At 32.3% G+C, this 23,576-nt stretch carries 24 protein-coding genes; 15 read left to right on the top strand and 9 right to left on the bottom strand.

Annotation, left to right across the window (positions count from 1 at the left end; genetic code table 11):
* Positions 1-56: 56 nt before the first annotated feature.
* The 15 genes from KF816_17130 to KF816_17200 all read left to right on the top strand — a co-directional run bounded on the left by KF816_17130 (position 57) and on the right by KF816_17200 (position 15,584).
* Positions 57-1,874, top strand: a complete 1,818-nt coding sequence (locus KF816_17130) for a PriCT-2 domain-containing protein (GenBank protein ID MBX3009751.1) — start codon at positions 57-59, stop codon at positions 1,872-1,874.
* Positions 1,871-2,947 carry a hypothetical protein gene (locus tag KF816_17135; protein ID MBX3009752.1) on the top strand — a complete coding sequence of 359 codons (1,077 nt, stop codon included), beginning with the start codon at positions 1,871-1,873 and terminating at the stop codon, positions 2,945-2,947. The genes KF816_17130 and KF816_17135 overlap by 4 nt, the downstream gene beginning before the upstream one ends.
* A 182-nt stretch (positions 2,948-3,129) precedes the next feature.
* Positions 3,130-3,555, top strand: coding sequence for a hypothetical protein (locus KF816_17140; GenBank protein MBX3009753.1), 426 nt, complete (start codon positions 3,130-3,132; stop codon positions 3,553-3,555).
* Between the two features lie 547 nt (positions 3,556-4,102).
* On the top strand, positions 4,103-4,873 hold the full coding sequence (locus KF816_17145; GenBank protein MBX3009754.1) for a hypothetical protein: 771 nt from the start codon (positions 4,103-4,105) through the stop codon (positions 4,871-4,873).
* Between the two features lie 235 nt (positions 4,874-5,108).
* The gene (locus KF816_17150) at positions 5,109-5,768 is read left to right on the top strand and encodes a hypothetical protein (protein ID MBX3009755.1); all 660 of its coding nucleotides are present in this window, start codon (positions 5,109-5,111) and stop codon (positions 5,766-5,768) included.
* 10 nt (positions 5,769-5,778) lie between these two features.
* The gene (locus tag KF816_17155) at positions 5,779-6,795 is read left to right on the top strand and encodes a phosphoadenosine phosphosulfate reductase family protein (protein ID MBX3009756.1); all 1,017 of its coding nucleotides are present in this window, start codon (positions 5,779-5,781) and stop codon (positions 6,793-6,795) included.
* 249 nt (positions 6,796-7,044) lie between these two features.
* On the top strand, positions 7,045-8,322 hold the full coding sequence (locus KF816_17160; GenBank protein MBX3009757.1) for a TlpA family protein disulfide reductase: 1,278 nt from the start codon (positions 7,045-7,047) through the stop codon (positions 8,320-8,322).
* Positions 8,323-8,526: 204 nt separating this feature from the next.
* A complete protein-coding gene (locus KF816_17165; GenBank protein MBX3009758.1) occupies positions 8,527-9,189 on the top strand; it encodes a hypothetical protein in 663 nt (220 codons plus the stop codon).
* Between the two features lie 217 nt (positions 9,190-9,406).
* Positions 9,407-10,753 carry an ankyrin repeat domain-containing protein gene (locus KF816_17170; GenBank protein MBX3009759.1) on the top strand — a complete coding sequence of 449 codons (1,347 nt, stop codon included), beginning with the start codon at positions 9,407-9,409 and terminating at the stop codon, positions 10,751-10,753.
* 208 nt (positions 10,754-10,961) lie between these two features.
* A complete protein-coding gene (locus KF816_17175) occupies positions 10,962-11,324 on the top strand; it encodes a hypothetical protein (protein ID MBX3009760.1) in 363 nt (120 codons plus the stop codon).
* Positions 11,254-11,628, top strand: a complete 375-nt coding sequence (locus tag KF816_17180) for a hypothetical protein (protein MBX3009761.1) — start codon at positions 11,254-11,256, stop codon at positions 11,626-11,628. The genes KF816_17175 and KF816_17180 overlap by 71 nt, the downstream gene beginning before the upstream one ends.
* A gap of 207 nt (positions 11,629-11,835) precedes the next feature.
* On the top strand, positions 11,836-12,579 hold the full coding sequence (locus KF816_17185) for a hypothetical protein (GenBank protein MBX3009762.1): 744 nt from the start codon (positions 11,836-11,838) through the stop codon (positions 12,577-12,579).
* Between the two features lie 388 nt (positions 12,580-12,967).
* On the top strand, positions 12,968-14,185 hold the full coding sequence (locus tag KF816_17190; GenBank protein MBX3009763.1) for a hypothetical protein: 1,218 nt from the start codon (positions 12,968-12,970) through the stop codon (positions 14,183-14,185).
* A gap of 208 nt (positions 14,186-14,393) precedes the next feature.
* Entirely contained in the window at positions 14,394-14,630 is a 237-nt protein-coding gene (locus KF816_17195; protein ID MBX3009764.1) for a hypothetical protein, read from the top strand.
* Between the two features lie 33 nt (positions 14,631-14,663).
* Positions 14,664-15,584, top strand: coding sequence for a hypothetical protein (locus KF816_17200; GenBank protein ID MBX3009765.1), 921 nt, complete (start codon positions 14,664-14,666; stop codon positions 15,582-15,584).
* A 416-nt stretch (positions 15,585-16,000) separates the two neighbouring features.
* Here the strand turns inward: KF816_17200 and KF816_17205 are convergent, their stop codons facing one another.
* From KF816_17205 to KF816_17245, 9 genes are all read right to left on the bottom strand, one after another.
* Positions 16,001-16,153 carry a hypothetical protein gene (locus KF816_17205; GenBank protein ID MBX3009766.1) on the bottom strand — a complete coding sequence of 51 codons (153 nt, stop codon included), beginning with the start codon at positions 16,151-16,153 and terminating at the stop codon, positions 16,001-16,003.
* A 16-nt stretch (positions 16,154-16,169) separates the two neighbouring features.
* Positions 16,170-16,634, bottom strand: a complete 465-nt coding sequence (locus KF816_17210; protein MBX3009767.1) for a hypothetical protein — start codon at positions 16,632-16,634, stop codon at positions 16,170-16,172.
* Entirely contained in the window at positions 16,635-17,090 is a 456-nt protein-coding gene (locus tag KF816_17215) for a hypothetical protein (protein MBX3009768.1), read from the bottom strand.
* Positions 17,041-17,598 carry a host-nuclease inhibitor Gam family protein gene (locus KF816_17220; protein MBX3009769.1) on the bottom strand — a complete coding sequence of 186 codons (558 nt, stop codon included), beginning with the start codon at positions 17,596-17,598 and terminating at the stop codon, positions 17,041-17,043. Before KF816_17220 ends, KF816_17215 begins: the two co-directional genes overlap by 50 nt.
* A gap of 108 nt (positions 17,599-17,706) precedes the next feature.
* A complete protein-coding gene (locus tag KF816_17225; protein ID MBX3009770.1) occupies positions 17,707-18,606 on the bottom strand; it encodes a class II glutamine amidotransferase in 900 nt (299 codons plus the stop codon).
* 32 nt (positions 18,607-18,638) lie between these two features.
* The gene (locus tag KF816_17230; GenBank protein ID MBX3009771.1) at positions 18,639-19,244 is read right to left on the bottom strand and encodes a hypothetical protein; all 606 of its coding nucleotides are present in this window, start codon (positions 19,242-19,244) and stop codon (positions 18,639-18,641) included.
* Complete coding sequence (locus KF816_17235; protein MBX3009772.1) at positions 19,241-19,957, bottom strand: hypothetical protein; 717 nt, start codon at positions 19,955-19,957, stop codon at positions 19,241-19,243. Before KF816_17235 ends, KF816_17230 begins: the two co-directional genes overlap by 4 nt.
* 176 nt (positions 19,958-20,133) lie before the next feature.
* Positions 20,134-23,397 carry an ATP-dependent DNA helicase RecQ gene (locus KF816_17240; GenBank protein MBX3009773.1) on the bottom strand — a complete coding sequence of 1,088 codons (3,264 nt, stop codon included), beginning with the start codon at positions 23,395-23,397 and terminating at the stop codon, positions 20,134-20,136.
* A 20-nt stretch (positions 23,398-23,417) separates the two neighbouring features.
* Positions 23,418-23,528: a DUF3387 domain-containing protein gene (locus tag KF816_17245; protein ID MBX3009774.1), complete on the bottom strand. Its 111-nt coding sequence runs from the start codon at positions 23,526-23,528 to the stop codon at positions 23,418-23,420.
* Positions 23,529-23,576: the final 48 nt, after the last annotated feature.

Here is a 23,576-nt window from a genome sequence, read left to right on the forward strand (position 1 = left end):
TCACTCGAAAAGAGTAGAGGATCTTCCATTTACTATTTCAAATGAGCAACTAAATCATGAATTTTACAACACAACAAGAGGAGCTTTTTAAGAGTATACCGGTCTTAACTGGTATAACTATAAAATACAAACCATTCAACAAGAACAATCTTTTCGAAGTAATTAAAGAGATTGCAACTGGTAACATTTTCCGCACAAAAATTGAAGAAGTCAGATCAATTCAAGACAAAAATAAACGGCAAGACTTCAAACGAAAAAACCTTCCATTTTTTACAATTGGCGAATTCAAAAACAACGAAAGACAAAAAAAAGCTCTCATTAAAACTCAGTTTGCAATATTTGATTTGGATCATATTGCTGAATGGAAATCAAAATGGGAACAGATCGTTGCCGACAAAAGTGTTTTTGCAGCATTCCGCTCCCCAAGCGGAGATGGAATTAAAATCATCTATAAGTTTGACAAACCAATTACCGATCCTCAACTATATTCATCCGTCTACAAGTTCTACGCATCCAAGTTTAATATTGACTTAGGGCAAGAGCCAGACATGACTTCAGACTGTTCTAGAGCTTGCTACATCAGTTATGATCCAAAAATATATGTGAATGAAACTCCAGCTTTATTAAGTGTTGTTGAGAATATTAAACCAGTTATAAAGCAGACTAGTAACTCAAGTGAAGTTGATACAACCTACGTTCCCAAAGCAGTTGAGTTTTTAAGTACTAAAATTAAGAATTATAATGACTGGGTAACATGTGGTTTTGCATTAACCAGCCTGGGAGAAGGAAGACAGTACTTCCACAGACTCTCTCAGAATCCTAATTATAATGATACCCCAGAAGAGGTAGACGAAAAATTTGATGAGTTAGTTGAATCAAGCCGCGGTGAAGTAACAATTGCAAGCTTGTTTGAAATAGCCATAAGACACGGCTTTGTTTATCCGACAATTAATATTATAGACATCAATGCAAAACCACTATCTGCGCAAATGATGGAGTGGTTTGATGAAGATAGAAAAAGATTACCGGGAACACTAATTGGTCATCCCTTATCTACTTTCAAAAAGATTGCAGAGTATACAGATGGAATCCAGCCCGGGTTTTACATTGTTGCAGCAGAGGCAAACGTAGGAAAAACAGCCTTTATAACAAATCTTTGTTTAGATCTCCTAGATACAAATCCTGATATACAAGTAATCTACTTTTCACTCGATGACAGTAAACGTTCGACAATAAATCGCCTCTTAAGTATTAAAACCCACTGCTCGATAAACTCTCTCCGAAGGAAAATAGATGATAAAAGCCTTGCTGCAACTGTTGAACAGGGAAGATCCGAATTAATAGAGCTAGCTCAAAAGGATAGAATTCAGTTTTACGATCTTGGAGATGTAACAAAAATTGAAGAAGTAGAATCAATCATCTCAAATAATAAGCATCCTCAAAAGGTTGTGTTTATTGATGGCGTTTATAATTTGCAGGTTGAGAGCTCTGAGGGAATAAGAGTAGAGAACATTAAACGAGCACAAACCATTAAAGAGATTGTTGATAAAAACAAATTACCTTTAATAGCTACAGGAGAGCTTCGTAAGAAGTCTAAAGATGATAGCAAAGATAAAAAACCGACACTTCACGATTTAAATGAAACCGGTAAATACTCCTATAACGCAAATGTAGTTTGGCTTCTCTCATTCAAGAATGCGGATAAAAATGAAAAGTCGATTATTGTTGAATTAGAGTTTGCTAAGAACAAACTATCCGACTTTAAAGGCAGTATTGATCTTAATTTCATTAGAGAGAAAGGTATCATTAAAGAGGCTACATTAAATCTTCCATCCTATCCGAATTCATTTGATACTGAAGGGGAGGATTTATGATAAATAGTCAAATTACATACGTCGATAGAATGGTTTACCAAGAATTTATTTCAAAATTTTGTGAGAAAGGAGTTTTTTCTAATTTTGATTTATTGCCATTCAAGGATCAGTTGATTAAGGATGCTAAATTAAAAATCAACCAACCCGAATTAAGTTATGACGAAACCCGAAAGGTCTTAAGCGAAGCAAAAGAGTATAAAACTGAGACTCATATTATCAGAGACTTTGGCACTCATCTATATGCATTTTCCTACAAAGTATTTATAGACAGCAAAGCTGGTTCAGATGAAAATCTGAATCAGTCTGAAGCTATTAATGATGCTCTAAAGAAAGTGAATACGGGTAAACTAGCGAATAAAGTTGTTCTCTATATACTTTCGGAGGTATTTAAACAAAAGAAAACCGAAGACGTTATAATTTTTAAAAAGGATTTAATCGAAACCCTAGGGTATTCAAGTGAAGATAAATATCTCTACTCGGATATTTATAATGTAATATTTTCACTCAGATGGCTCGACTATCAGGTTTTTGAATTTAAGAAAAGAAATGGGCTCAAGCTAAAATCGTGGGGTACTTTTATCTACAATATCCAAAATGAGCATGATTCATATATAATAAGCGTAAACAAAAAATACATTGGATGTGTTTTTGATCTTTTTAATAATCCATTAGAAGGAAAATTTGAAACAGGGTATATAAAGTACCCAATGGTGGCAATTAGGGCCGCGAAAGACTATTCAACTGCCGCTTATTTGTTGACCAATTTTTTGATATGTGAAAATGGTAATGCGAAACTGAATACAGAAGAGGAAAAAGTAATTGCCTTTTCAGGTGGTGTTTTGATCAAAACAATAAGAAAAAATTCCAAAAACATAAATAAGCAGAAGTGGGGGCTGATCAAAGCATTAAAGGAATTAGACTTTATTAACAAAATTGAACCAAGTATTCCAGAGCTAGAAAAGCTTTCCTCAATGGAGATTAAGAAAACTGTAATTAGGATATATCTGGATAAGGACGTGAAAAAACTAAGCGAAAAAATTGAAAGTAATCTTTTGGGGTCTAAAAAGGCATGAAAAGTAATCTTTTGGGGTCTAAAAGTAATCTTTTGGGGTCTGCCCCTTTTCGTAAACCCTTTATTTGCAATGAGTTGGAGACACAAAAAGTCACTAAAAGATACTAAAAGTATCTAAAAGAGTATTAACCCCCTACGCCTCCGGCGTTGGGGGTATATTAAACGTAAAATGAGGTAAACACAATGGAATCATCAGTAAAACAAGCAGCCTTAACCGACAATGTCGTTGAGGCAATTAAATTAGTCCGTATAGTAGAACCGGCTCTTACAAATGCAGGTTTCGAACCTAAAGCCGATTACTCTAAAAACCCATTAGTCCCCGATGAAGTTCAAGCTACTATCGATTGGATTAATGCAAATACGGTCAGAACGAAAACATACAATCCACGGATGGACAGTTATTCCCTTAAACACAAGGTTGAAGTATATTCAAGAAAGATCGGCAACGGAATGTATATTGGAAATGGAGCAGCAATAGCAGCATTTATAATCCTTGGGATACCGTATAAGCAAATATTAAAGACGAAAAATGCCATCCCACAGTTAAAGCTCAAACCGCAGAAGAAAGTAAAGATACTTCCATATTCACAGTGGAAGTGGCCTAAATAGGATCGATTGCAGATTAGAGATTGGATTCCCCTCCAATCTCAATTTTGCGCGAAACAGAAGCAATATTTTCAGCGAGAAAAGCCAAAAAAAAGCCAAAAAATCTCCTTAGGGTTTTGGTTCCATAGCCCCAACTGCAAATCTGAGCCAGCTTGCGACCTCTCCAATACAGGGAAAGCCAAAAAAGCTACAAGGTATTATTAAATCTGCCCCAGAATCGAAAACTCAAAATTATTTTTGGGAAATTTTACAGACCCTATAAGCAAAAGATCACAACATCCATTTTATTCTTGTACTTTAACACAATTAAACTTAAGTTGAAACTAAATAATGGGCTGGTTCAATTTGGGGCTATTACAGGAAACTTCACACGAAAGCACTTCACTGACTAGTGAATTTAATATAGGCATGATATTGAGCAAAAAGATTGGAAATTTGTAAATAAGATAAACAATACCGGTCGGATATAATTCCAAAGCAAGGAATAACCCCGGCGGGTTAATTAATAGTTATACCACATTAAGTTACAGAAATTATGATACAATTAGAGATGATACAGAAAACAAAACATATAGCGGAAAATGATGCAAATGTATCTTCTGTTTTTATGTATGGTTCATTTACAAAAGATGAAGGGGACCAATATTCCGACATTGAATTTTATATTTTCCTAAAGAATAAAGAAAATTTTTCATCAGAAAGTTGGATAAGTAATATTCATCCAATATCACTGTATTTCATAAATGAATATGGTAGTGAAGTAACCATTTTTGAAAATATGATTAGAGGAGAATTTCATTTTTTAGCAACAGATAAAATTGATATAATTAAATCTTGGGATGGTTTAGCATCATTCAGCGAATTTGATAAAATGATTTTAGTTGACAAAGAAGGACATTTATCCAAAACCTTAAAAGAAATCAAATACAAAAATCCAGAAAGAATTACCTCTGAAAATATTTCTTGGCTGAGTAAATCACTAATCAATGTTTTATTAACAACAAGTAACTTAATAAAAAGGCAAGAGTTTGCACACGCTTATCAAAGTTTAAATAGTGTTCAAAAATATTTACTTTGGTTAATTCGTATTCATACTTCAAAGACCAATCATTGGGAAACTCCGACAAAGAATTTAGAAAAAGATATTAATGATTATTGGTATGCTGAATATAAAAGAACAACTTCAAAATTAAATGCAATTGATATCAAATCAGCATTTCAATACTCAATTGAAATATCAGAAAAACTTTTTAGTGAACTGAAAGTTGAATCCAAAATAAAAGAATTACTATCAATTATTAAAGAATCAAATTCTAAATAGAAAGTTTATCTAATGGTAAATGTGGTATAACAAGCAACTCAAGCCGACCGCTTTTTTCGCATTCGGCATTTGTAGTTTCTCTTGTTAGTCGTTCCGTTTTTAGTTTCTTATTCAAGTTTCTACTGCTATGGAAATATTTTTATAATTATTTAATTAGTCGTTCTAACTTAGCCGTCTGCTCTGGGCGGCGGCTTAGTTGCAACGGCGTTAGCTGCATAAATTATTGGGATAAATTATGGAAATGAAAACACTAAAATTTATGAGATTGTTAATCCCTGGATTAATACTTCTCTTTGAATTTTTACCGATGTTAAACTTTCTTAAAGTGAGTTATAAAATTGGAGAAGGTTTGTTGTCATATAGTTTTTTAACAATACTTGCTTTAGTAATTGGTGCAATCTATCATATGAATGACATTAGGTTTACTGTAACTACTGTTTCTCATAGAAAGATCGACTTAAATATTGTTACTTCTTTGCTCAAAATTTATAACAAACAACTTGATCAAAACGAATACAATTACCTCAAAAAAGGAAAATTAAAACAGATTTTTTATCATTTCATCGACAATGATCCGTCACTTTCAGCTAAAAGTAAGCTTGTTTATTTCAATGGTTTGCTTTGGACTTCTACCGCAGATTGTTTTATCCTATCAGTATTTAGTTCTGTCACGTTTTTAATTACTGGTTTATGGATATTTAATAATGATTCAATTTGGCTTATTGGCGTATTGTATTCTGGCATTGCTTTATTGGCTGTATGTTTTCACTTTTTAACCATAATTAAGCATTACAAACTATCCAACGACCAAATAGAATTTATAGAGATACATTACCAAACTGAACTTAGAGCAAAAATTGATGCGGTTTTAGAACTAATGCCAAAAACTATTTAGCTAGGATAAAATGCCTACCAATTTAGATTTCGAAACAATTGAATTAATTGAAAGAGAATATAAAAAAAGCACATTGCCGTGGTCTCTTGGATATAGTGGAGGTAAAGACTCATCTGCTTTGTTAAAATTGACTTTTCAAGCAATACTCAATACAAAGAAAAAACCAAAAACAATTAATGTAGTTTATTGTGATACTGGTGTTGAAATCCCGATAATGTCTGCATTGGTTGATAAAACTCTTAAAAAAATCAAAAGAGAATCAAAAGAATTAGAACTCCCATTTAATTGTGTTAAGCTAGTCCCAAAATTAAATGATAGATATTTTGTGAAGGTTATTGGTCGCGGTTATCCTCCGCCAACAAATATATTCAGATGGTGCACGGATAAACTTCGAGTAATTCCAATTCAAACATTTCTTCAAACTCATTCAAAAGAAAATATAGTTTTGTTGGGTGTCAGAAAAGGGGAAAGCTTTGAGAGAGATAAAATTATTCTCAAGCATTATCTTGAAGACGTGTATTATTTTCGTCAAAATAACTTTAGTCAAGCAAAAATATTTTCGCCGATTCTCAATTATAATGAAGATAATGTTTGGGAAACAATTCTTAACGATTCACTACCTAAAAGTATTGATGGGAAAAAACTTCAGAAATATTACACTTTGGTTAAAAGTGTAAATGAAAATAATATTGGTGGTCGTTTTGGTTGTTGGACTTGCACGGTTGTTCGCAAAGATAAAGCAGTAATGAATCTTATTGATGCTGGTTATTCAGAATTAATTCCATTGCTGAATTTTCGAAATTGGTTAGTATCAATACGTGATATTCCAAGAAATCGTTGTAAGCATAGGCGGAATGGACAAATTGGTTTAGGCCCGTTTACTCTTGTAGCGCGGTCAAAAATTCTTGATAAATTACTACTGGCTCAAAGTGAATCTGGATTGTCCCTCATCAGCGAAGAAGAGTTGGACTATATTTTAAAATTATGGTTAGTAGATAAGAATTCAAAAACTTATAGAGAAAAATAGCAGCTAACCAGTTCTTCAAGGCCGACCGCTTTAAACGAAGTGGCATTTGTGTGGTTATTAAGTTGCGATGTAAAAGTTAGTTGCTCTTTGAATGTAGTTAACAAAATGAATTAATAAATAATTATCGGCATTTGTTTTCAAAGCTGCATTGCTGTTATGGGCGGCGGCTTAAAAACAACGCCGTTATACAAAAAGTGAGGTTCTATGAATAATACATTTTACCATTCCTCAAATAGCTAAGGTGGTATTATGTTCAAGAAGTGTTTTATTATTTCTCTTGCGGTAGTATCAAACATTGTCTGTCAACCAGTAAAAATATATTTGAATACTTTGACAAAACTGGATGATGAGAGTATTCATTTAGTTACGCTTTCTAGTCAAGCAAAGGAACAATTAGTCCTTCCCAAATTCGCAAGTAACGAGACACTATTTTCAAAGAAGTATCTCGATCTCTTCTATAGTTGGGACTCTGAAAATGATGAGAAAATTTCAATCCTTTTATTTCAGCTAAAAAACGAGGATTTATTATATGTAGACAAGAATAACGATAATGATCTGTCAAATGACGGTGATCCAATTTTATTTCCTCTAAATAAGGATTCAATTACCATTGATATCATTTCTCCAAAAGATATTAATCAGAAACTCAAACTGGCATTATATCGAAAACCTGATTTGACCGACTCACTGAAAGCTTCTTTTATAGATCCAGAAGGCAATTTATCTTCAAGTTTTCTTAAGTTCGCAAAAATATATAGCGATGATTTCAATTTTGAAGGTAAAAAAAGATCATTCTACTTTGATTATCGGATTACCTTAAGAAGAGGAGAACTTAATCTAGGATCATCAACTTATTCTGTCGGATTATTCGACTATTCAAATAATGGTAGATTTAATGACAAGCGTGATCTAATTCTAATGGATTTTAACAAAACTGGAAAATTGAATCTCGATAATCCGTCAAACGTTTTTTCTATTGATGATGTATTTACAATAGACAATAAGAATTATAAGCTAACCGAAGTTGATAAATATGGTCAGTATTTTATTATAGAAGAAACTAAGAACAAGCCAACTTTTCATTATCTAAAATGGATACAAGAAGAATCTTCGAAAGGTCAAATAAAAGAAACTCTACGTGAGGATTTTTGGAATAATAAATTGGTTTCACTTAGCGGTGAAGAAATAAGTTTATCTACTTTTAAAGGTCAATACCTTTTCTTAAATATATGGGGAGAATGGTGCCAACCTTGCATAAATGAAATTGAAGAATTAAAACAAGCTTACGAAAAGAATAACGGTAAAGTGGTTTTTTTAGGCGCACTCAAAGTAAATGATTTAACCAAAGCCAAAAGACTAATTCAAGAAAAAAATATTAGCTGGCCGAATACATTTATAACCAACGAAATTATAAAGGAATTTAATATTATCAGCTATCCGACCAATATTTTGATATTTCCTGATGGCATTAATTATATCAAAGAACATGGAATTAACAGAACATATTTTGACATGAATGTAAAATAGTTTTTGTATAACCCGCCGCTCAACACGGACAGCGTTTTTCAGAGTGGCATTTGTGTAATTAAAAGTTTTCGTTTACAAAATAAAGTTGCTCTTTAATGTAGTTTGTTCTAAGAAATATTTTTATAAATAAAAGTTGTTGCAGTTAATTGGCATTGCTGTTCTGGGCTGCCGGTTAGCGGCAACGCCGTTATAAAGCTGGGATAAATGGAAGAAGAAAAAAATAATAATCAAAAAGTTTATGAAAGAATGCGTGACGAATTGATTGAGGGTCAACGTATCAACTCTGTAAATTTTGACAAAGCTATACTCTCACTATCAAGTGCTGGTTTAGGTGTTACTGTTTCATTTATCTCAAATCTAATTGATTTATCAAAAGCACAATGGTTGATAACACTTTATTTCACTTGGATATTTTTTATCGTTGCAATAATCGCAACAATCATTTCCTTTCTTGTAAGCCAAAGCGGAATTAATAAACAGTTTGAATCATTAGAAGCAATCTATTATAGAAGTGAAAATGTTGACAACAAAAAAGTAATATTTATTTCAAAGTTCTTAAAATGGTTGACCCTTATTTCTGTGATTGCGTTCATTTTAGCAATATTATCATTAGCCACATTTTCAATTTCTAATATTTCAAAAGGAGCAATAAAAATGAGTGACGAAAACAAATCCAAAACGACAAATCTTTCTGATGGTGTCCCCGTAAATAATTTACAAAAGATAGTAAATACTACACTTGAAAAAGGATTGCCAATAAATAACTTGCAACCTGTTGCCAAACCAACGTCTTCGACTACTACAACTACCACAACAACGACGACTACGACAACAAGTTCAACCAATAATTCAAGCGAGAAAAAGTAAAACGCTTTATAACAAGCGCCTCAACAGCGACCGCCTCTTCGATGCGGTCGTAGTGAAAAGTTATTGGGTTCAGCTTTTCAAAGTAAGTTGCTCTATAAAGTGTGATTGCAATAAAAACTGATTATATAAATAAAGTTGTGCATTTCAAACCGTCATTGTTGTATTGGGCGGCGGGCTAAGCGCAACGCCGTTAGGCATATAATAAAATGGAGAAAAAATGGAACAAAATATTGATAGTGTTATAATTGGCGAACAAATATGGATGACAAAAACTCTAAATGTTACTCATTTTAGAAATGGAGAAGAAATAACAGAATTAAAGAATAAGGATGAATGGATTAATGCAGTATTATTTGCAAAACCTGGGTTTTGCTATTTCGATAATAATTCATCGAATGATATTTTATATAATATTTGGGCTTTGCAAGATAAAAGAAATGTTGCGCCAGTAGGATGGCATATACCAACAAATGCTGAGATTGATATATTACTCAAAGAATTAAATAAAGAAACAAATCCTCTTCACTTTTTTTCAGATAAATTTAACTTCACAATAGAGCAAGCTCACAATCGTAATTCTAAAGGCGAATTTCAAAAATACGACGGTATTGCAATATGGGGGTATTCACCTAAAACTAATCAACACGATACTTACCGATTCGGAGAAGAAATCTCAAAAAAATTTAGTATTACCATTGATGCAACAAGATTTGGAGGTTATAGGGTTCGTTGCATTAAAGGAGAAAATGAACAAGCAAGCATTGATTCACAAATAAACTATGATAATATGTTAGTTGAGGGAATAATATTTGATGATATTGGAAAAGTAAATGAAGCTATTAATAATGGAGCTGATATAAATACTAAAGATGGAAAAGGTCAAGATGTAATTTTACTTTCTATAGGATTTGGTCGTTTTGATATTTTTAAGTTTTTAGTGGAAAGTGGACTCGATATTAATAAGAAATATAAATTAGATTCTAATGGAAAAGAAACTACACCTCTGATGTATGCTTCATTAGGGGGTAAAATAGAAATAGTCAAGTATTTATTAGCAAATGGTGTTGATATAAATTATGAATATCCTGACGGAACAACTGCATTAATAGCAACGATATTTTTAGGCAAAATTGAGATAATGAATTTATTATTATCTGCGGGTGCTTTAATATATGCTAATTCTCCAATGACTGTTAAAGCATTAGAACACGCTAAGGTAAACAACCCGTCTATTTACACAATAATAAATGAATACATCGGAAATAATGTGCTAATGAAAGTTAATGCAAATCCTACATTATTATTGAAAACTCCTTTGAATAAATCGCAATTTGAATGCCCTGTTTGTAAAAAGTCATTTCAATCCGGCGGCGTAATCGTAGCCGATCAAGAATATTTTAAACCAAGTTGTAATTGTGGTATTTATTATGATTTTTTGAATGGATATTATACGAAAGATGAAGAAATTGCTAATTCACTTAAAGAAGTTGGCTATAAAATTGAGTTTGCAAAAAAGATGGAAGGAAATCCATATGATAACGACAAGTTTATAATCTATGATTAGTGTATAATGCCTAACACGTTCTTCAAGCCGACCGCTTTAAACGAAGTGGCATTTGTGTGGTTATTAAGTTGCGATGTAAAAGTTAGTTGCTCTTTGAATGTAGTTAACAAAATGAATTAATAAATAATTATCGGCATTTGTTTTCAAAGCTGCATTGCTGTTATGGGCGGCGGCTTAAAAACAATGCCGTTAGGCATTTACAAAAAATATGATAAAAAAAATATTACTTTTCCTTTTACTTTGTGTTAATATTAATTATTCGCAACAGAAAGAATATTCGCACGATTATATTTTAAAATTTAGCACACTCGATTTGTTAACTGGAATTCAATATGAAAGTTCAACAATTCAACTTGGACTTGAAAAAGGTTTATCAGAAGATTTATCAATAAATTCAGAATTAGGATACTCGTTGCATATTGATAGAAAACCAGATATTCTTTCTATTAATCTTGATAATTCAAGTGGATTTGCTTTTGAAACTGAAATAAGAAAATATATTGATAAAGAAGAAGCCAATTACTGGGCAATACTTCAGCATAGATTTTCTATATCGTTATTTAGATGCTAAAAATCATCATTGGGCATATTTAGTTGCTGATGAAGAGATATATAGCTTTATTGAAAAATACTCTGTTTATAGAAATGAATGTGCATTACATTTGAAATATGGTTATCAAAATATTTCCATTGCTGGTTTTGTTTCAGATTTTTCAATTGGGATTGGCTGGCGGTATATTTCAAGTAGAACAATAAGTTCTTATCCATTATCTTTTATCGAAGGCGAATTTCCATATAATAAACCATTTAGTCACGGTAGTCGTAATTTCTTTAGTTTAACAGCAGCGATTAGAATTGGTTGGTCAATAAAATAAAAACTGCCTAACAAGTGCTTCAACCCGACAGCTTCTGTCGAATCGGTCGTAGTGAAAAGTAATTGGGTTTAGTTTTCATAGTTGGTTGCATTATAAAGTGTGATTGCAATACAAAACTGATTTATAAATAAAGTTGTGCATTTCAAACCGTCGTAGTTGTGTGGGGCTGCCGGGTGAAAAGCCACACCGTTATATGCCAAACAAAATATGAATGACATCAATCAAATCGAAGAGTATATTAATCACAAGCTTATTTTCATAAGCATGTTAGTGGAACGAACGGAAGTTCTAATTGAGAATGATATTGCAGACACTAAAATTTCTTTAGAAGAAATCAAAAAAGAATATAAACCAGATTTCGTTAAGAGTATTTTTGATAGTGGATATAGGACACCTTTTGATTTTAAAAAACTACAAGAAGAAAAACCTGAAATTGCTCTTGAATTCAGTAAACAATTAAGGCTTTCGCACAAAGTAAATTGGAAAGAAACTCAAATAGTTGTTGCTGAGAGCAATTATCAACAATTAGTTGTTTCTTCTTTGTTTCTGTTTGTTGTTTCGCATCTTGAAACTGGTTTACGGTTGATTTGTGATTATATAAAAAATAAAAATGGATTAGAATTGAGTTGGGCAGATCTAAAAGGTAGCTCACTTGACGTTTATAAAAAATATTTATCAAAAGTCGCTCACGTGAGTTACTGTTTTGACAAGTCAATTAGTTGGCCTTGTATGAAGGAATATTATATAATTAGGAATTTTGTTATTCATCGAGGATGCTTACTTGACGACTCTGATATTTCGAAAAAAGTAATTGAGCTTGTTAAAAAATATACCAATTTGAGTATAAGGAATAATCTAGAGTTGATTATCAATAAGGATTTTATTGATGAGGTCATTGATCAATCTGATAAATTTTTCAATGATTTGTTAATTTTAGTAAAAGGCATATAACCTGCAACTCAAAACCGACTGCTTTAAACGTTGCGGCATTTTATAGTTTATTAAGTAGGTTATAATAGTAAGTTGCTTTTTGAGTGTAGTGAACAAAACTAAATTTTAAATAATTATTGGCGTTGGCTTTTCAGTGCAGCATTGTAGTTCTGGGCTGCCGATTATCTGAAACATCGGTTTACTTGATAAAAATTTCTTATTAAAATATGTTTAATATAATGATAGTTAGGTTAAGAGAATTAATTAAATAAACAATAAAACGAAATTAATAGCGCAGCTGCTGTGTTGTTCTTAATCGAAAACTGGCACTTTTCAAATACATAAGAACATGCAAGAGAGTTGTGCCTTTTCTTAACTATAATAACCTATTAAAGAATGAGGTGTTAAAATGAAACTAAATAGAATAAAGATATTTTTTAACTTAGTTTTATTATTATTCACCTCAACCTACATGAATAACTATGCCCAAACGGCTGCCCAATTATCTCAAAAAGGGATAGAGAATAAAAATAATAACAAGGAATTAGCATTAAGTTATTTTGAACAAGCTTTTAAATTAGATCCATCAGAATTCACTTTTTTATTAGAAATTATTAGACAATATCACCACTCCTACCTTACAACTGATTCAAATTCAGTCAAAAAACTATCAAAAATGTTTGAAAGTTCACTTAATTCTTTAAATAAGAACAAGCCGTTATTTGATTTGTACTTCGAAGTAGGCCAATTGTTCTACTTTTACTCGATGTTTGTACCACAGATTTTCAATGACATAAACAATCCAACAAAAGAAGAATTAAAAAAATGGAAAACGGTAAGCGCGAATTGTGATTCTTATGAAAAATATGGCTACGCGTATTTATTGAATGCTCTAGAAATATGTCCAAAAGATTCTATTTATAATAAGAGCAAAATCTATTATTTCTTTGCTCAGCATTATAAAAAACTGTCTCAGTCTGAAGAGAATAAAGCAAAAGTTATTAACTTTTATGAACTAGCATTTGATACTCCCAAACATTTAAAAAAACCTCCATTTCTAAATAATTATTATGAATTAGCTGATTATCTTTATACTATAGGCGATTTAGAAAAAGCCAAAAAGACTATTGAAATTGCTAGGGATTATTTAACAGAATTCAATAAAAGTAAAACCGAAGAAGTAAGTGAAAAAATTAATTATGCGTATGAAATGAATTTAATTATTAAGAATAACCCAAAATGGAATATAATTGAAAATGAAGAAGGTGAAAACCTGACTACATTGCAAGGATTTGTTTTTTTGTTTCATCCATCTTCTATGCTAGTACATTCAGATGGCTTAATTAGAGTTTGGATAAAACAAATAATATTTCCAATTAATAAAAGTAGACAAGAAATTATTAGTGAAATCTTCCCTGAAAAAGAAGAGTATTCAAATTATCAAGAATCTCGTTGGCTTATAGAACTCAATATCAAAATGCACACATATAATTATATTGAAATAATACATTATAACTTATTGGGTTCTGTTATAAATTCATTTAATTACAATGATTCCCCCAAAAATATTCCTCCAGATACAAATATTGAATCTATAGCAAATTATTTCGCAAAAAAATACAAGTAATTAGGGTTTGATTAAATATGTAATTGTTCGATTGCAATCCTTTTATGGATTTAATAATAAAACTGCATATTATAATGGAAGTTGATTTTACATCCTTTGTAAATTCGATATGCTAGTAGAATAAAAAATGAACGAATCAATCACTATTGAATTAATAGAAAAGTTTTGAGTAAGAATTTCTGGTAATTAATACTGTAGAGTTTATTTTATGAATTATTCACTTTTTCTTTTAGCTCTCTCATTCAAGGTTCTAGGCTGGCAAATATTTTTAGGAGGAGTTCAATTTGTTGGCAAAAAGTTGTTTAATAATACTGGGTTAGTAATTGGCTATTTATTTGTATTATTTTTCACACTTAATAAAACATATAATGATTTGTTTACATTTCAAATAATAGTGCAAACACTTGTATTTATTTCAATCCTCTTTTGGACTAAAAGGAAGTAATATTTTATCCATGCTATATTTGAGGGAGGAAGCGTGAACGAAGTCGATCATTTTAATTTTCCTGGTTCATACTGGTCAAATGACCTTGCAACCTTAGGAGGTTGTTTAGGGATCGCAATGGGTTCAGTCATAGTAGCGTTGACTATTATAATTGTAGTTGTAGTATCAATAATTTTATGGCTTCTGGGTTATGGTTATATCTCAAAAATCATATTGCTAATAACATCAGTTATTGGAGTACTCCTCTTCTTTATTATAAATTCAATATTCAAGGATAAAAAAAAACCCGAAAAAGATGAGCGAGAAAAATATACTTACGTTAAATCAGCATTGGCTACTTATCCAGATTCTAAACCCAAGACCATCCAGTACACAGTTACTAATCCAAATTCAAAGTATAATACATTTCTTTATGAACTCGATCCTCATGGGAAGTACAAATCACAAATCATATTGGATGGAAAGATTGGTATTGATGTATTTAATCATGATAATTTGCATTTAATTGTAAATAAGGTTACTCCAATTGATTTTCTCGATTGGCAAAACAAGTATTGGCTTAATTTGCCAATTGATACGGATGCAGTTGAAATTACAATTGAAGGTTTTGCTTATCCCGATACTCCACGAGCTGATTTTTATTATACCGTTTATATGGTATTAGATTATCAGAACAATAGTGATAGACTTGCAAAATATCCAGAACCAATTTCTAAAATATTTGAAACGGAAGAGAAGTTTGCCCAAAAACCAATTTGGTGGCCATCAGAAGGAGAATTGATGAAGATTACTATTGATTCTCATCCTTCAAGATTCTACCCTAAATTAACGGAATTTATTAAACCACAAGAATCATCTGACCCTCCTGCAAAAAGAAGTGCAAAAATTTACATAACTAATGATGAGAGCCAATTGTATTTACTTTTAAACTTTGGGCGATATTGGATTTCATAATACAATCGACTAATTAAAATCAGCTTTAGACTTTTATGCAAGTAATATATCTTTGCGCTGTTTTACTTTACGAATTGACTTAGCTCAGAATTGAATACCGAATATTATTTAGTACATGTTATGTAACTATTAAACAACACTAGAGAGAAATTAGTAATTATGGATAAGAAATTAGGACTAATCGAAATGAACTGTTTTGAGGACTTCTCTCCAGCACAAGTACATAAGATTATTTATAACCCATTTGACATTTCTTGTGTTATAAAAATAAATTCACCAAATAATGAGAGTGTTGTTCAAAAAAAGAGATAACAAAATGGAGTCTGTAAAATAATTTGTGTAAACGGGTATTTGAGTTAAAGAACATTTTCAAATCTCCCAGATAAAGAGCCACTCAATGAGTGGCTCATCTGTACTCAGTTTTTACAAAACGATTTGTACACCAGATAAGCAGTTAACCCCAGCCATCCAAACATTCCAAGAACATTCACCTTTTTATAACTGATTCCGGTTTTCTTTGAAATGTACTCCAGTGTATCAACCGTGTGGTCAAAGATTTCTTCCAACATTAAGCCTCCGATACTTTTAAATAAGATTTCTCTCCACAAATGACATGTACTTATCATCTGCGAAGATTAAATGGTCAAAGATGTTGATCTCGATAACTTTACCAACTTCAACCAACTTTTTTGTTATTGCGATATCTTCATTGGATGGATCCAGATTACCCGATGGATGATTGTGTGCAATAATTATATTTGCACAGTTGGCAACTATTGCGCTTCTAAATACCGCTCTTGGATCAACAACAGCAGAGTTTAATGTTCCGCTTGAGATGATTTCAAATCCTTGAACTCTGTTAGCACTGCTCAACCAAGCTACAAGAAAAACTTCCCTCGATTCATCTTTCATTATAGGACTGAATAAATCATAGACATCTAGTGGGGAGGTGATTTTCTTTTTGGGTAATTCAGAATATTCCGGATACTTAATTGATGTGTCTTTGAAAGTCCAGAATAAGGTTTTGAACTTTACTTTTTTATCAGCCATTTATCCTCCGGAAAGATTATGCATACCCTTTGTGCGTTGAATAAATAAAGTAATTGCAATCTGGTTTACATTTGCCATTCCGTTGAAGCGGTTCTGAAGTCTGAGAGCCTCATCAAATGATTTTTCCATAGCTGTATAGAAAACATCTTCATTTGGTGTCGGGGGATTATCTTCCATGGGCTTCTCCAACTTTTGAACATCCCACGATACAACTATTTTGCTACCACGACTAACTGCTAGTTTTGTAACCATCAACTCATCATCTTTCTTAAACAGTTTTAATTGTTTGTGTAATTCGTCTGCTGCAAAGAGTGAGTATTCACTCGCTCCATCACCGTTTTGTATTGCATACAGATAATACTTCCCATACTTGGAAGAACCTTCAACGCAGTCATTAAACAGAAGTTTAATCCTCGTTGGTTTGTTGACTTCCAGTTCCATTTTTGGACGTTCCATTGACACCTCCTTTTAGTTTTATTGAAAATTTGTCTGCTGATTCAATCAGAGCGCATCCTTGCGGTACTTTCCCGCTCATTTTGTAAAATGCTTTGATCTTGCCTAGATCAGGTTTTACTACTTCGGGGGTTATAGAAGTTAGCTGAGATAGATTTGGATTGAGAAGAAAACTATCGAGATCCTCCACAATTAGTTTTTCGATCTGTTTACGGCGTAGCAGCTGACCATGAGCTAGATCGATTGTTCTGACTGAAGTCTCTTGCTCATTCATAAAGACTTCGAGTTTTTTGGTAAGCCACTCAACTCTGTCATTTAGTTTTGAACTCTTCGAAAGAGCCCATTCTTCAATGATTCTTTTTTCCTCTTCTGCCTGAAGCATTGTTTTGCTTATCTCACCCGATAGATTCGATATTTCACGAAGAACCATATCTACATGAGCTAACTGCAGCTTTTGCTCTTTCTCCTCAACTTCAATTAGCAGTTCATCCAAAAAGTTATCTTCTTTCATTCTTATCCCCACCCGAGTAATTAATAATTAGCCATATAATAGCCTTGCCGATTACTACAACGGTCTGACAAATAAATTCTTTAATTGATTTCATAGTTTGTCCTTTATTTAATACTGAAATAGCTCTTCTTCACTTATCTCAAGTCCACATTGTTCACAACGATTAAAAAGTTTTCCCAGATGATATCTCGTTTGCTCTAAACACCAGGGGCATTCGATTATCAGTTCATCGGTGTTCTTCTCTCTTCCAAAATAATGATCATGTGAAGTAAACCTGAATTGTCTGGGTGAATATTTTCGGTAGGATTCAACTCCTTCGGTTCCTATAACAAGTGAATGATTGTTTTTCATTTCATAGAAGTGAAAACCCTCTTCACCTAGATTAAATCCTCGATGAGAATGAGTCTTAAGTCTCATTCCTTCTTGCATTATTCTGCGTTCAGAGCAGAAATAAAGAATATCATTCTTCTCATCATAATAAAGATCAATTGGGTTATCCTTCTTTACAAGTGTCAGTTTATCCGGTTCATCTTTGCTGATAACGGCAAAAGCAAAACTGCCTTCAAGTTTATCGAAGACTCGTTTTATTTTATCACCTTTACCACGGGAAGAGAGCACAGCAAGTATAGCTTCCGAATCAACTTCACCATCTCTCTGATTTTTTCCGAAGATTTCTTTATCATTATAAATGATCCCGTTATGAACAATACAAACACCTTGTTTTGTGAAGAGAGGATGATTGTTTTGATTGTTTTTGTTAGTTCCTTGAGTTGCGGCTCGTGTGTGTAATATCATCGATTTTGACAAATTGACATTTTGCCATTCTGACATCTTCACAAACTCAGATGACTTTACCGCAGCCTTCTGAACAATTAATTGTCCATTCTCAATAAACGCAAAACCCGAAGCGTCACGACCTCGGGTTTCTAAAAGTGAAAACATTTCAGTTATACTTTCTTTGCTCGGACGTTTTTGGCCAAAGCAATAATATCCCATTATACCACACATGGTATTTTCTCCAAATTGTTTTTAGTAATTGGTTATGCTATGGCGAGTTCTTTTACTTCTGTGATCCGTTTGATAAGTTTTACTACAGTCTGTAAGTGATCTTTGCGGAGTGAATAACTGATACCGAGACGATTTGAGCCGATACCTTCGATTATTTTTAATTCCAAACCGTGAAGCAGAATAAACTCTTTTACTTCTTCCATTAAATTTGGACTCGCTGATATCTGGTACTCATCACGGTCAATCAGTCCAAATAGATAGAGAGGATTATCAACTAGACCAACGCAGTCTCTAATCTTCTGAAGAAGAAAATCATTTTTATTGATCTTCAATAGAGATTTATGATTGCATCTGTCTGATAACCAGCTTCTTGATAACTCGAGAATAAGTTTTCTATCAGAATCATATACATGAGGATTATCCGGTGAGTCATCATCATGCATATTTTCATAGCAGCTGCTGCATAATGGATCTCCCTCATCATCCCATTGCGTTTCATCGCGGGAAATTACTTCGTCACATCGGTTACAGTAATTATAGTTTTCCGAAAAACATTCCTCGCAATAGATCTCGTCATTAGGAGCTGTTCTTATCTGATGTGACTCTAATTCACATTGACATACACTGCACCTGCTCATGCTGCCTCCCGGGAAATAAATCCCCAATTGGGGAGTATGTTTGAATTCCAATTAAGTTGTTTGGCTAGAAGAAGGTCTAATTCTTTCAATCCTTCCAGACAATCCTCCGGGATCTCAATGAAATTGTTTTTGAAGTTCTTTAGAAATGTTTGTGAATGCTGGCGTCCTTTGATCTCAGAGAAATCCAGATTTAACTCAGTTGCTCCAAGTATAGCTAGCTTTGCCATTGTGAGTGTAACAAGAGTTGTTGAAGGAGATAAGAGCCAGCTGCCTGGAGTGCGGTACTCAAAACCATGAGGTTGATTTCTGAATGACTTTCTTTTTCCATATCCGCATTTTTCTCTTTTAGTTCTTTGATCTCTATCGTCAATACAATTGCTGAGCGAGTAAAGAACTGTATCAAGAGCGTTTATGATTTCAGGTTTGGGTTGAATTGAGAAATGGATATGTCCGCCAATAGCATACTGATCTGAAAAATGACCGGATATAAACTCGAGATCTGGTTGTTTAGAATGACCATACTCGATGATTTGATAAATTTTTGCGGTGAGATCGATAGGGGATTCAGAGAAGCCGGGGCGAAGCTCAGCGACAGACTCGCATCCATCTAATCCGAATGAAGAATTACTTTTGAAATAATTATGAGCATTAACAAAACGACCGTTTAATCTGCAAACCAGTTCCGGATCGCAGCCGAGGGTGAAAGTACACATATAAGAACTCCTAGTTGTTAGACTAGGATTCTTATACCAAATATTTTCTAAGATCTATTTAAATTGGGTCAATAAATTCGCAATCGAGTAGATAACTTTAATAGATAACAAAGAATTATTATTTTGCTTCAAGAATACCACCGCTATGTATAAATACATATTTATCTATGCGGGTATCAACTCCTTAAACAATCATCAATCAAATCATCTCGCCCAAGGAAATAATTTTCAATAAATTGCCATCTTAATTCGTCAGTAATTTCTGCTTGAAAAAAGTACGTCATTATTTCTACTGATCTCGAATGTCGTCGTTCAACATCTGTGACTACATTGTTTTGATAAGCTCGTTCACTTAAGGTTTTAATTTTTAGCGGATCATTTATACGGACAAATAATTGTGGTAAGTCACCTCCACTTAATTCATAAGTAGCCAGATCAAATATTTCTAATAGATAAGCTAGTTTTACTTTACTCCGACTTGGGTGATCTTTATCAATTGAAACAAAACCTTGGTATTCAGTATTGCCTTTTCCAATTCCACCAAATTCCCTAGAGAACGAAGTTTTCATTTCAGATTTAACTCTGGTGAAAGCTGTATTAACTATTTTATATTTTACACTTTCTCCAATTTTTTTTAACTGAATAAAGTTACTAGTTCTTCCATTAGATATACCTTTTTTCCCGAATGTATTTATATCACCATAAAAAACGATGAGTAAATCTGCTAATTTACGACATGTAACTTCATTACCCAGCTGTTTCTTCAACTCTTTAATTAAATCATCTTTTGTAAAATACCTACCTATTAAATTTTCTGAAAACAAACATTTTTCTAAAGTTGTAATGTAATTATCAAAAGATATTTGAGCTTCGTTTATCTCGACTTTAAAATGCAATGCAAGCTTTAGCATTGGATTTATATTGGGGAAGAGTTCTTTTTGAAAATATTTATGTTTAAGTTCTGGAAAACTCAGATCAGCAAAGTGTTTTTCCCATATTTTATCAAGATGAATTCTTAAATATTTTTTATTACTTGAATCTCCTCTTACCAATACGGCACCATTCGTCAGTGGTACTTTTTGTAATTCATATTGTTGATTTGGCAATACTTCACAAAATTCTCCAAAATATCTCATAAAAATTTTCATATACTCAGCTGTAGTCGCGCTGTAAACAACTGAGAATAAACTTTTAGGACGTACAATAATTATATTATATCCAAATTTAGCAAGTAAATCTTTTTCGATTACAAGTAGTGCGCTTTTCACTTTTTGTTCTGAGTTATTGTCTTTTGTGAAAATGTAATTAAAGTCTTCAATCGAGACTAACATGTTTCTATTTCTCTTAATCGAATATAGATCCCAAACCTTCTTTATAACTAAATTAACTTGATATTGTTTTAATGATGATAGCCCAAACAAGATTTTAGTATACTTAAGATCTTTTGGTGTAAAATCAATCTTTGCCTTACCTATAATATTTGGAGTTCTAGCAACACGCCCAATTTCTTGAACGTAGTCTGAAAGGGCCCCAGATGGTGCATGGTGATAAACAACTTCAATGTCACTAATATCAACCCCCATCCCAAATGCTTTTGTTGCAAGAACAACTTTAGTATCTTTATCTTTAAAACTTGAAAGTGTTTCTTTTCGTTCTTCGGAATCTAATTCAGCATGGTATTTTTTAACGAATTGTTTTATGTTTTTATCTAATGTTGGAGCTATCGCTTCTATCTGACTAATCCAAGGAAAGTACAAAATCGATTTAATATTGTTATCCACAAATTCTTTAATGCGGTCCTTTGTTTTGTTTATTTTATCTAAGTCATGAGTATGTGTGTGAAACTTATTGTACTCAAAGTGAATTTCGTTCCTAATAATGTTTCCTATATAAATTCTACAGTTTTGCATATTTAAACTGCCAATTGTTTCAAATACCATATCATCATTACCATTGTACACAGCAGTAGCAGTTAAAGCAACAACCGGGAATCTATAAGTTTTTTGCTGATTATTGATTTTACCTTTGAGAGTATTCCCACGACGTAGTTTTCTAATGTAGTTCCCTAAAAACCAATAGTCTACTCTAAAATCTCGACCCCAAGTGGTTACTAAATGTGCTTCATCGATTACTACTAAACCCAAATCGCGTTCACCAATGAAAGTTTTAATATCATATGATAATAACAACTCAGGTGACATGTATATTATACTAATTTCACCTGCTAATATTTCTTCAATTATTTTTTCTCTTTCGATAAGAGAAAGATCAGAATTAAGAAATGCAACGTTTCTATATTTTCGATTATTTATAAGTGATATAACTTGATCTGCCATTAAAGCTTTCAGAGGTGATATAACAATGGTAACGGGTTTATTTTCATAATTTTCGGATAAATAGATAGCTGGTAATTGAAACAAGAGTGACTTACCAGCACCAGTAGGTGCCGTAAGGAAAATATCTTCAAATAGTAAATTTTGATTCGCCAGTTCATACTGATGTATAATATGTTCTACAACTGAACCTTGTGAATATCTTATTAATTCGGATGAGGTATCGGGATCTTTGTAAATTTTTAATTCCTTAAATTTTGCTCCTTCACCCCAATGCTTTTCAAGCAAAATACTTAGTTCATCTCGCCAATAGTCAGTAAAGTTTTCTTTTTTGGTAAAAATCTTAAAACTAAATCCATAAAAAGATAATAAATAAGTTATCGAATCATATTCGACAACATTTTTTTCTATATGTAAGAAATTGTCATCTACTATTAGGATGAAATCACGTATTGATTCATTAAGAAATAATGAATACTTGAGCTTTTCGTATGTAGAGTCAGCTGCTAAAAATTGTATTTGTGGTAATTCTACATTATTAATTTCATTAATAGTTTCTGGTTCCAATTTTTCTATATAATCGCAAAAGTCATAACTATTTATCTTATAATCTGATAGTTTTTCAGGGTAATCTAAATATTGTATACACTGATAACCACTTATTGTTTTACAATCTGCAAAAAACTTATTAAATAGTTCATCTTCAAGAATTACCATATCGTTATCTATACTAGCTTCGATATCAGCAAATAATTTATTGTATTGATTTGGGTAGAAATCATATAAAGAGTTTGTAATTAAAGCAAATTGCACAGGGAATTGTTTAATAGTGTGGGAAGGTAGATGAAGAAATTCTTCGTATAGAATAAAAGAAACCTCATGTTGAGGCTGCGTTAAATAGCTTCCTAAAGACCAGAAGTTTTTTAATATGTAATCTAAGTCAATTCTTCGCTGCTCAGTTAACCAATAAAAATTTGAAACATTAGGAATCGTGCGGCCCATTTCACTTAAAAACCATGCTGGGTATCCCTTCATAATCAATACTATCGGTAATGAAGAATTAGCCTGAACTTCTTTTACGATTTTGTTAATGGAAGTTATTGTCATAATGAACACCCCTTATTAAATTATGCCCACTCAGCAGCGATTAGTTCTGCTTGTTCTAAAACTGTTTTTGTTACTTTTTCTTCTTTAATTGGTGGATAACCATTTTTTCTTAGAACACGTATGACTGTCAATCTAAACTTAGCTTGTACAGATCTCCTATAGCCCATTCAACAAAGACA

The organism is Melioribacteraceae bacterium, from assembly GCA_019638015.1.
Classification (GTDB): domain Bacteria; phylum Bacteroidota; class Ignavibacteria; order Ignavibacteriales; family Melioribacteraceae; genus JAHBUP01.

Coding starts and splice junctions, on each gene's coding strand:
- KF816_17130 (MBX3009751.1), top strand. CDS start 57: ATGAATTTTACAACACAACAAGAGGAGCTTTTTAAGAGTATACCGGTC.
- KF816_17135 (MBX3009752.1), top strand. CDS start 1,871: ATGATAAATAGTCAAATTACATACGTCGATAGAATGGTTTACCAAGAA.
- KF816_17140 (MBX3009753.1), top strand. CDS start 3,130: ATGGAATCATCAGTAAAACAAGCAGCCTTAACCGACAATGTCGTTGAG.
- KF816_17145 (MBX3009754.1), top strand. CDS start 4,103: ATGATACAGAAAACAAAACATATAGCGGAAAATGATGCAAATGTATCT.
- KF816_17150 (MBX3009755.1), top strand. CDS start 5,109: ATGGAAATGAAAACACTAAAATTTATGAGATTGTTAATCCCTGGATTA.
- KF816_17155 (MBX3009756.1), top strand. CDS start 5,779: ATGCCTACCAATTTAGATTTCGAAACAATTGAATTAATTGAAAGAGAA.
- KF816_17160 (MBX3009757.1), top strand. CDS start 7,045: ATGTTCAAGAAGTGTTTTATTATTTCTCTTGCGGTAGTATCAAACATT.
- KF816_17165 (MBX3009758.1), top strand. CDS start 8,527: ATGGAAGAAGAAAAAAATAATAATCAAAAAGTTTATGAAAGAATGCGT.
- KF816_17170 (MBX3009759.1), top strand. CDS start 9,407: ATGGAACAAAATATTGATAGTGTTATAATTGGCGAACAAATATGGATG.
- KF816_17175 (MBX3009760.1), top strand. CDS start 10,962: ATGATAAAAAAAATATTACTTTTCCTTTTACTTTGTGTTAATATTAAT.
- KF816_17185 (MBX3009762.1), top strand. CDS start 11,836: ATGAATGACATCAATCAAATCGAAGAGTATATTAATCACAAGCTTATT.
- KF816_17190 (MBX3009763.1), top strand. CDS start 12,968: ATGAAACTAAATAGAATAAAGATATTTTTTAACTTAGTTTTATTATTA.
- KF816_17195 (MBX3009764.1), top strand. CDS start 14,394: ATGAATTATTCACTTTTTCTTTTAGCTCTCTCATTCAAGGTTCTAGGC.
- KF816_17205 (MBX3009766.1), bottom strand. CDS start 16,153: ATGTTGGAAGAAATCTTTGACCACACGGTTGATACACTGGAGTACATT.
- KF816_17210 (MBX3009767.1), bottom strand. CDS start 16,634: ATGGCTGATAAAAAAGTAAAGTTCAAAACCTTATTCTGGACTTTCAAA.
- KF816_17215 (MBX3009768.1), bottom strand. CDS start 17,090: ATGGAACGTCCAAAAATGGAACTGGAAGTCAACAAACCAACGAGGATT.
- KF816_17220 (MBX3009769.1), bottom strand. CDS start 17,598: ATGAAAGAAGATAACTTTTTGGATGAACTGCTAATTGAAGTTGAGGAG.
- KF816_17225 (MBX3009770.1), bottom strand. CDS start 18,606: ATGTGTGGTATAATGGGATATTATTGCTTTGGCCAAAAACGTCCGAGC.
- KF816_17230 (MBX3009771.1), bottom strand. CDS start 19,244: ATGAGCAGGTGCAGTGTATGTCAATGTGAATTAGAGTCACATCAGATA.
- KF816_17235 (MBX3009772.1), bottom strand. CDS start 19,957: ATGTGTACTTTCACCCTCGGCTGCGATCCGGAACTGGTTTGCAGATTA.
- KF816_17240 (MBX3009773.1), bottom strand. CDS start 23,397: ATGACAATAACTTCCATTAACAAAATCGTAAAAGAAGTTCAGGCTAAT.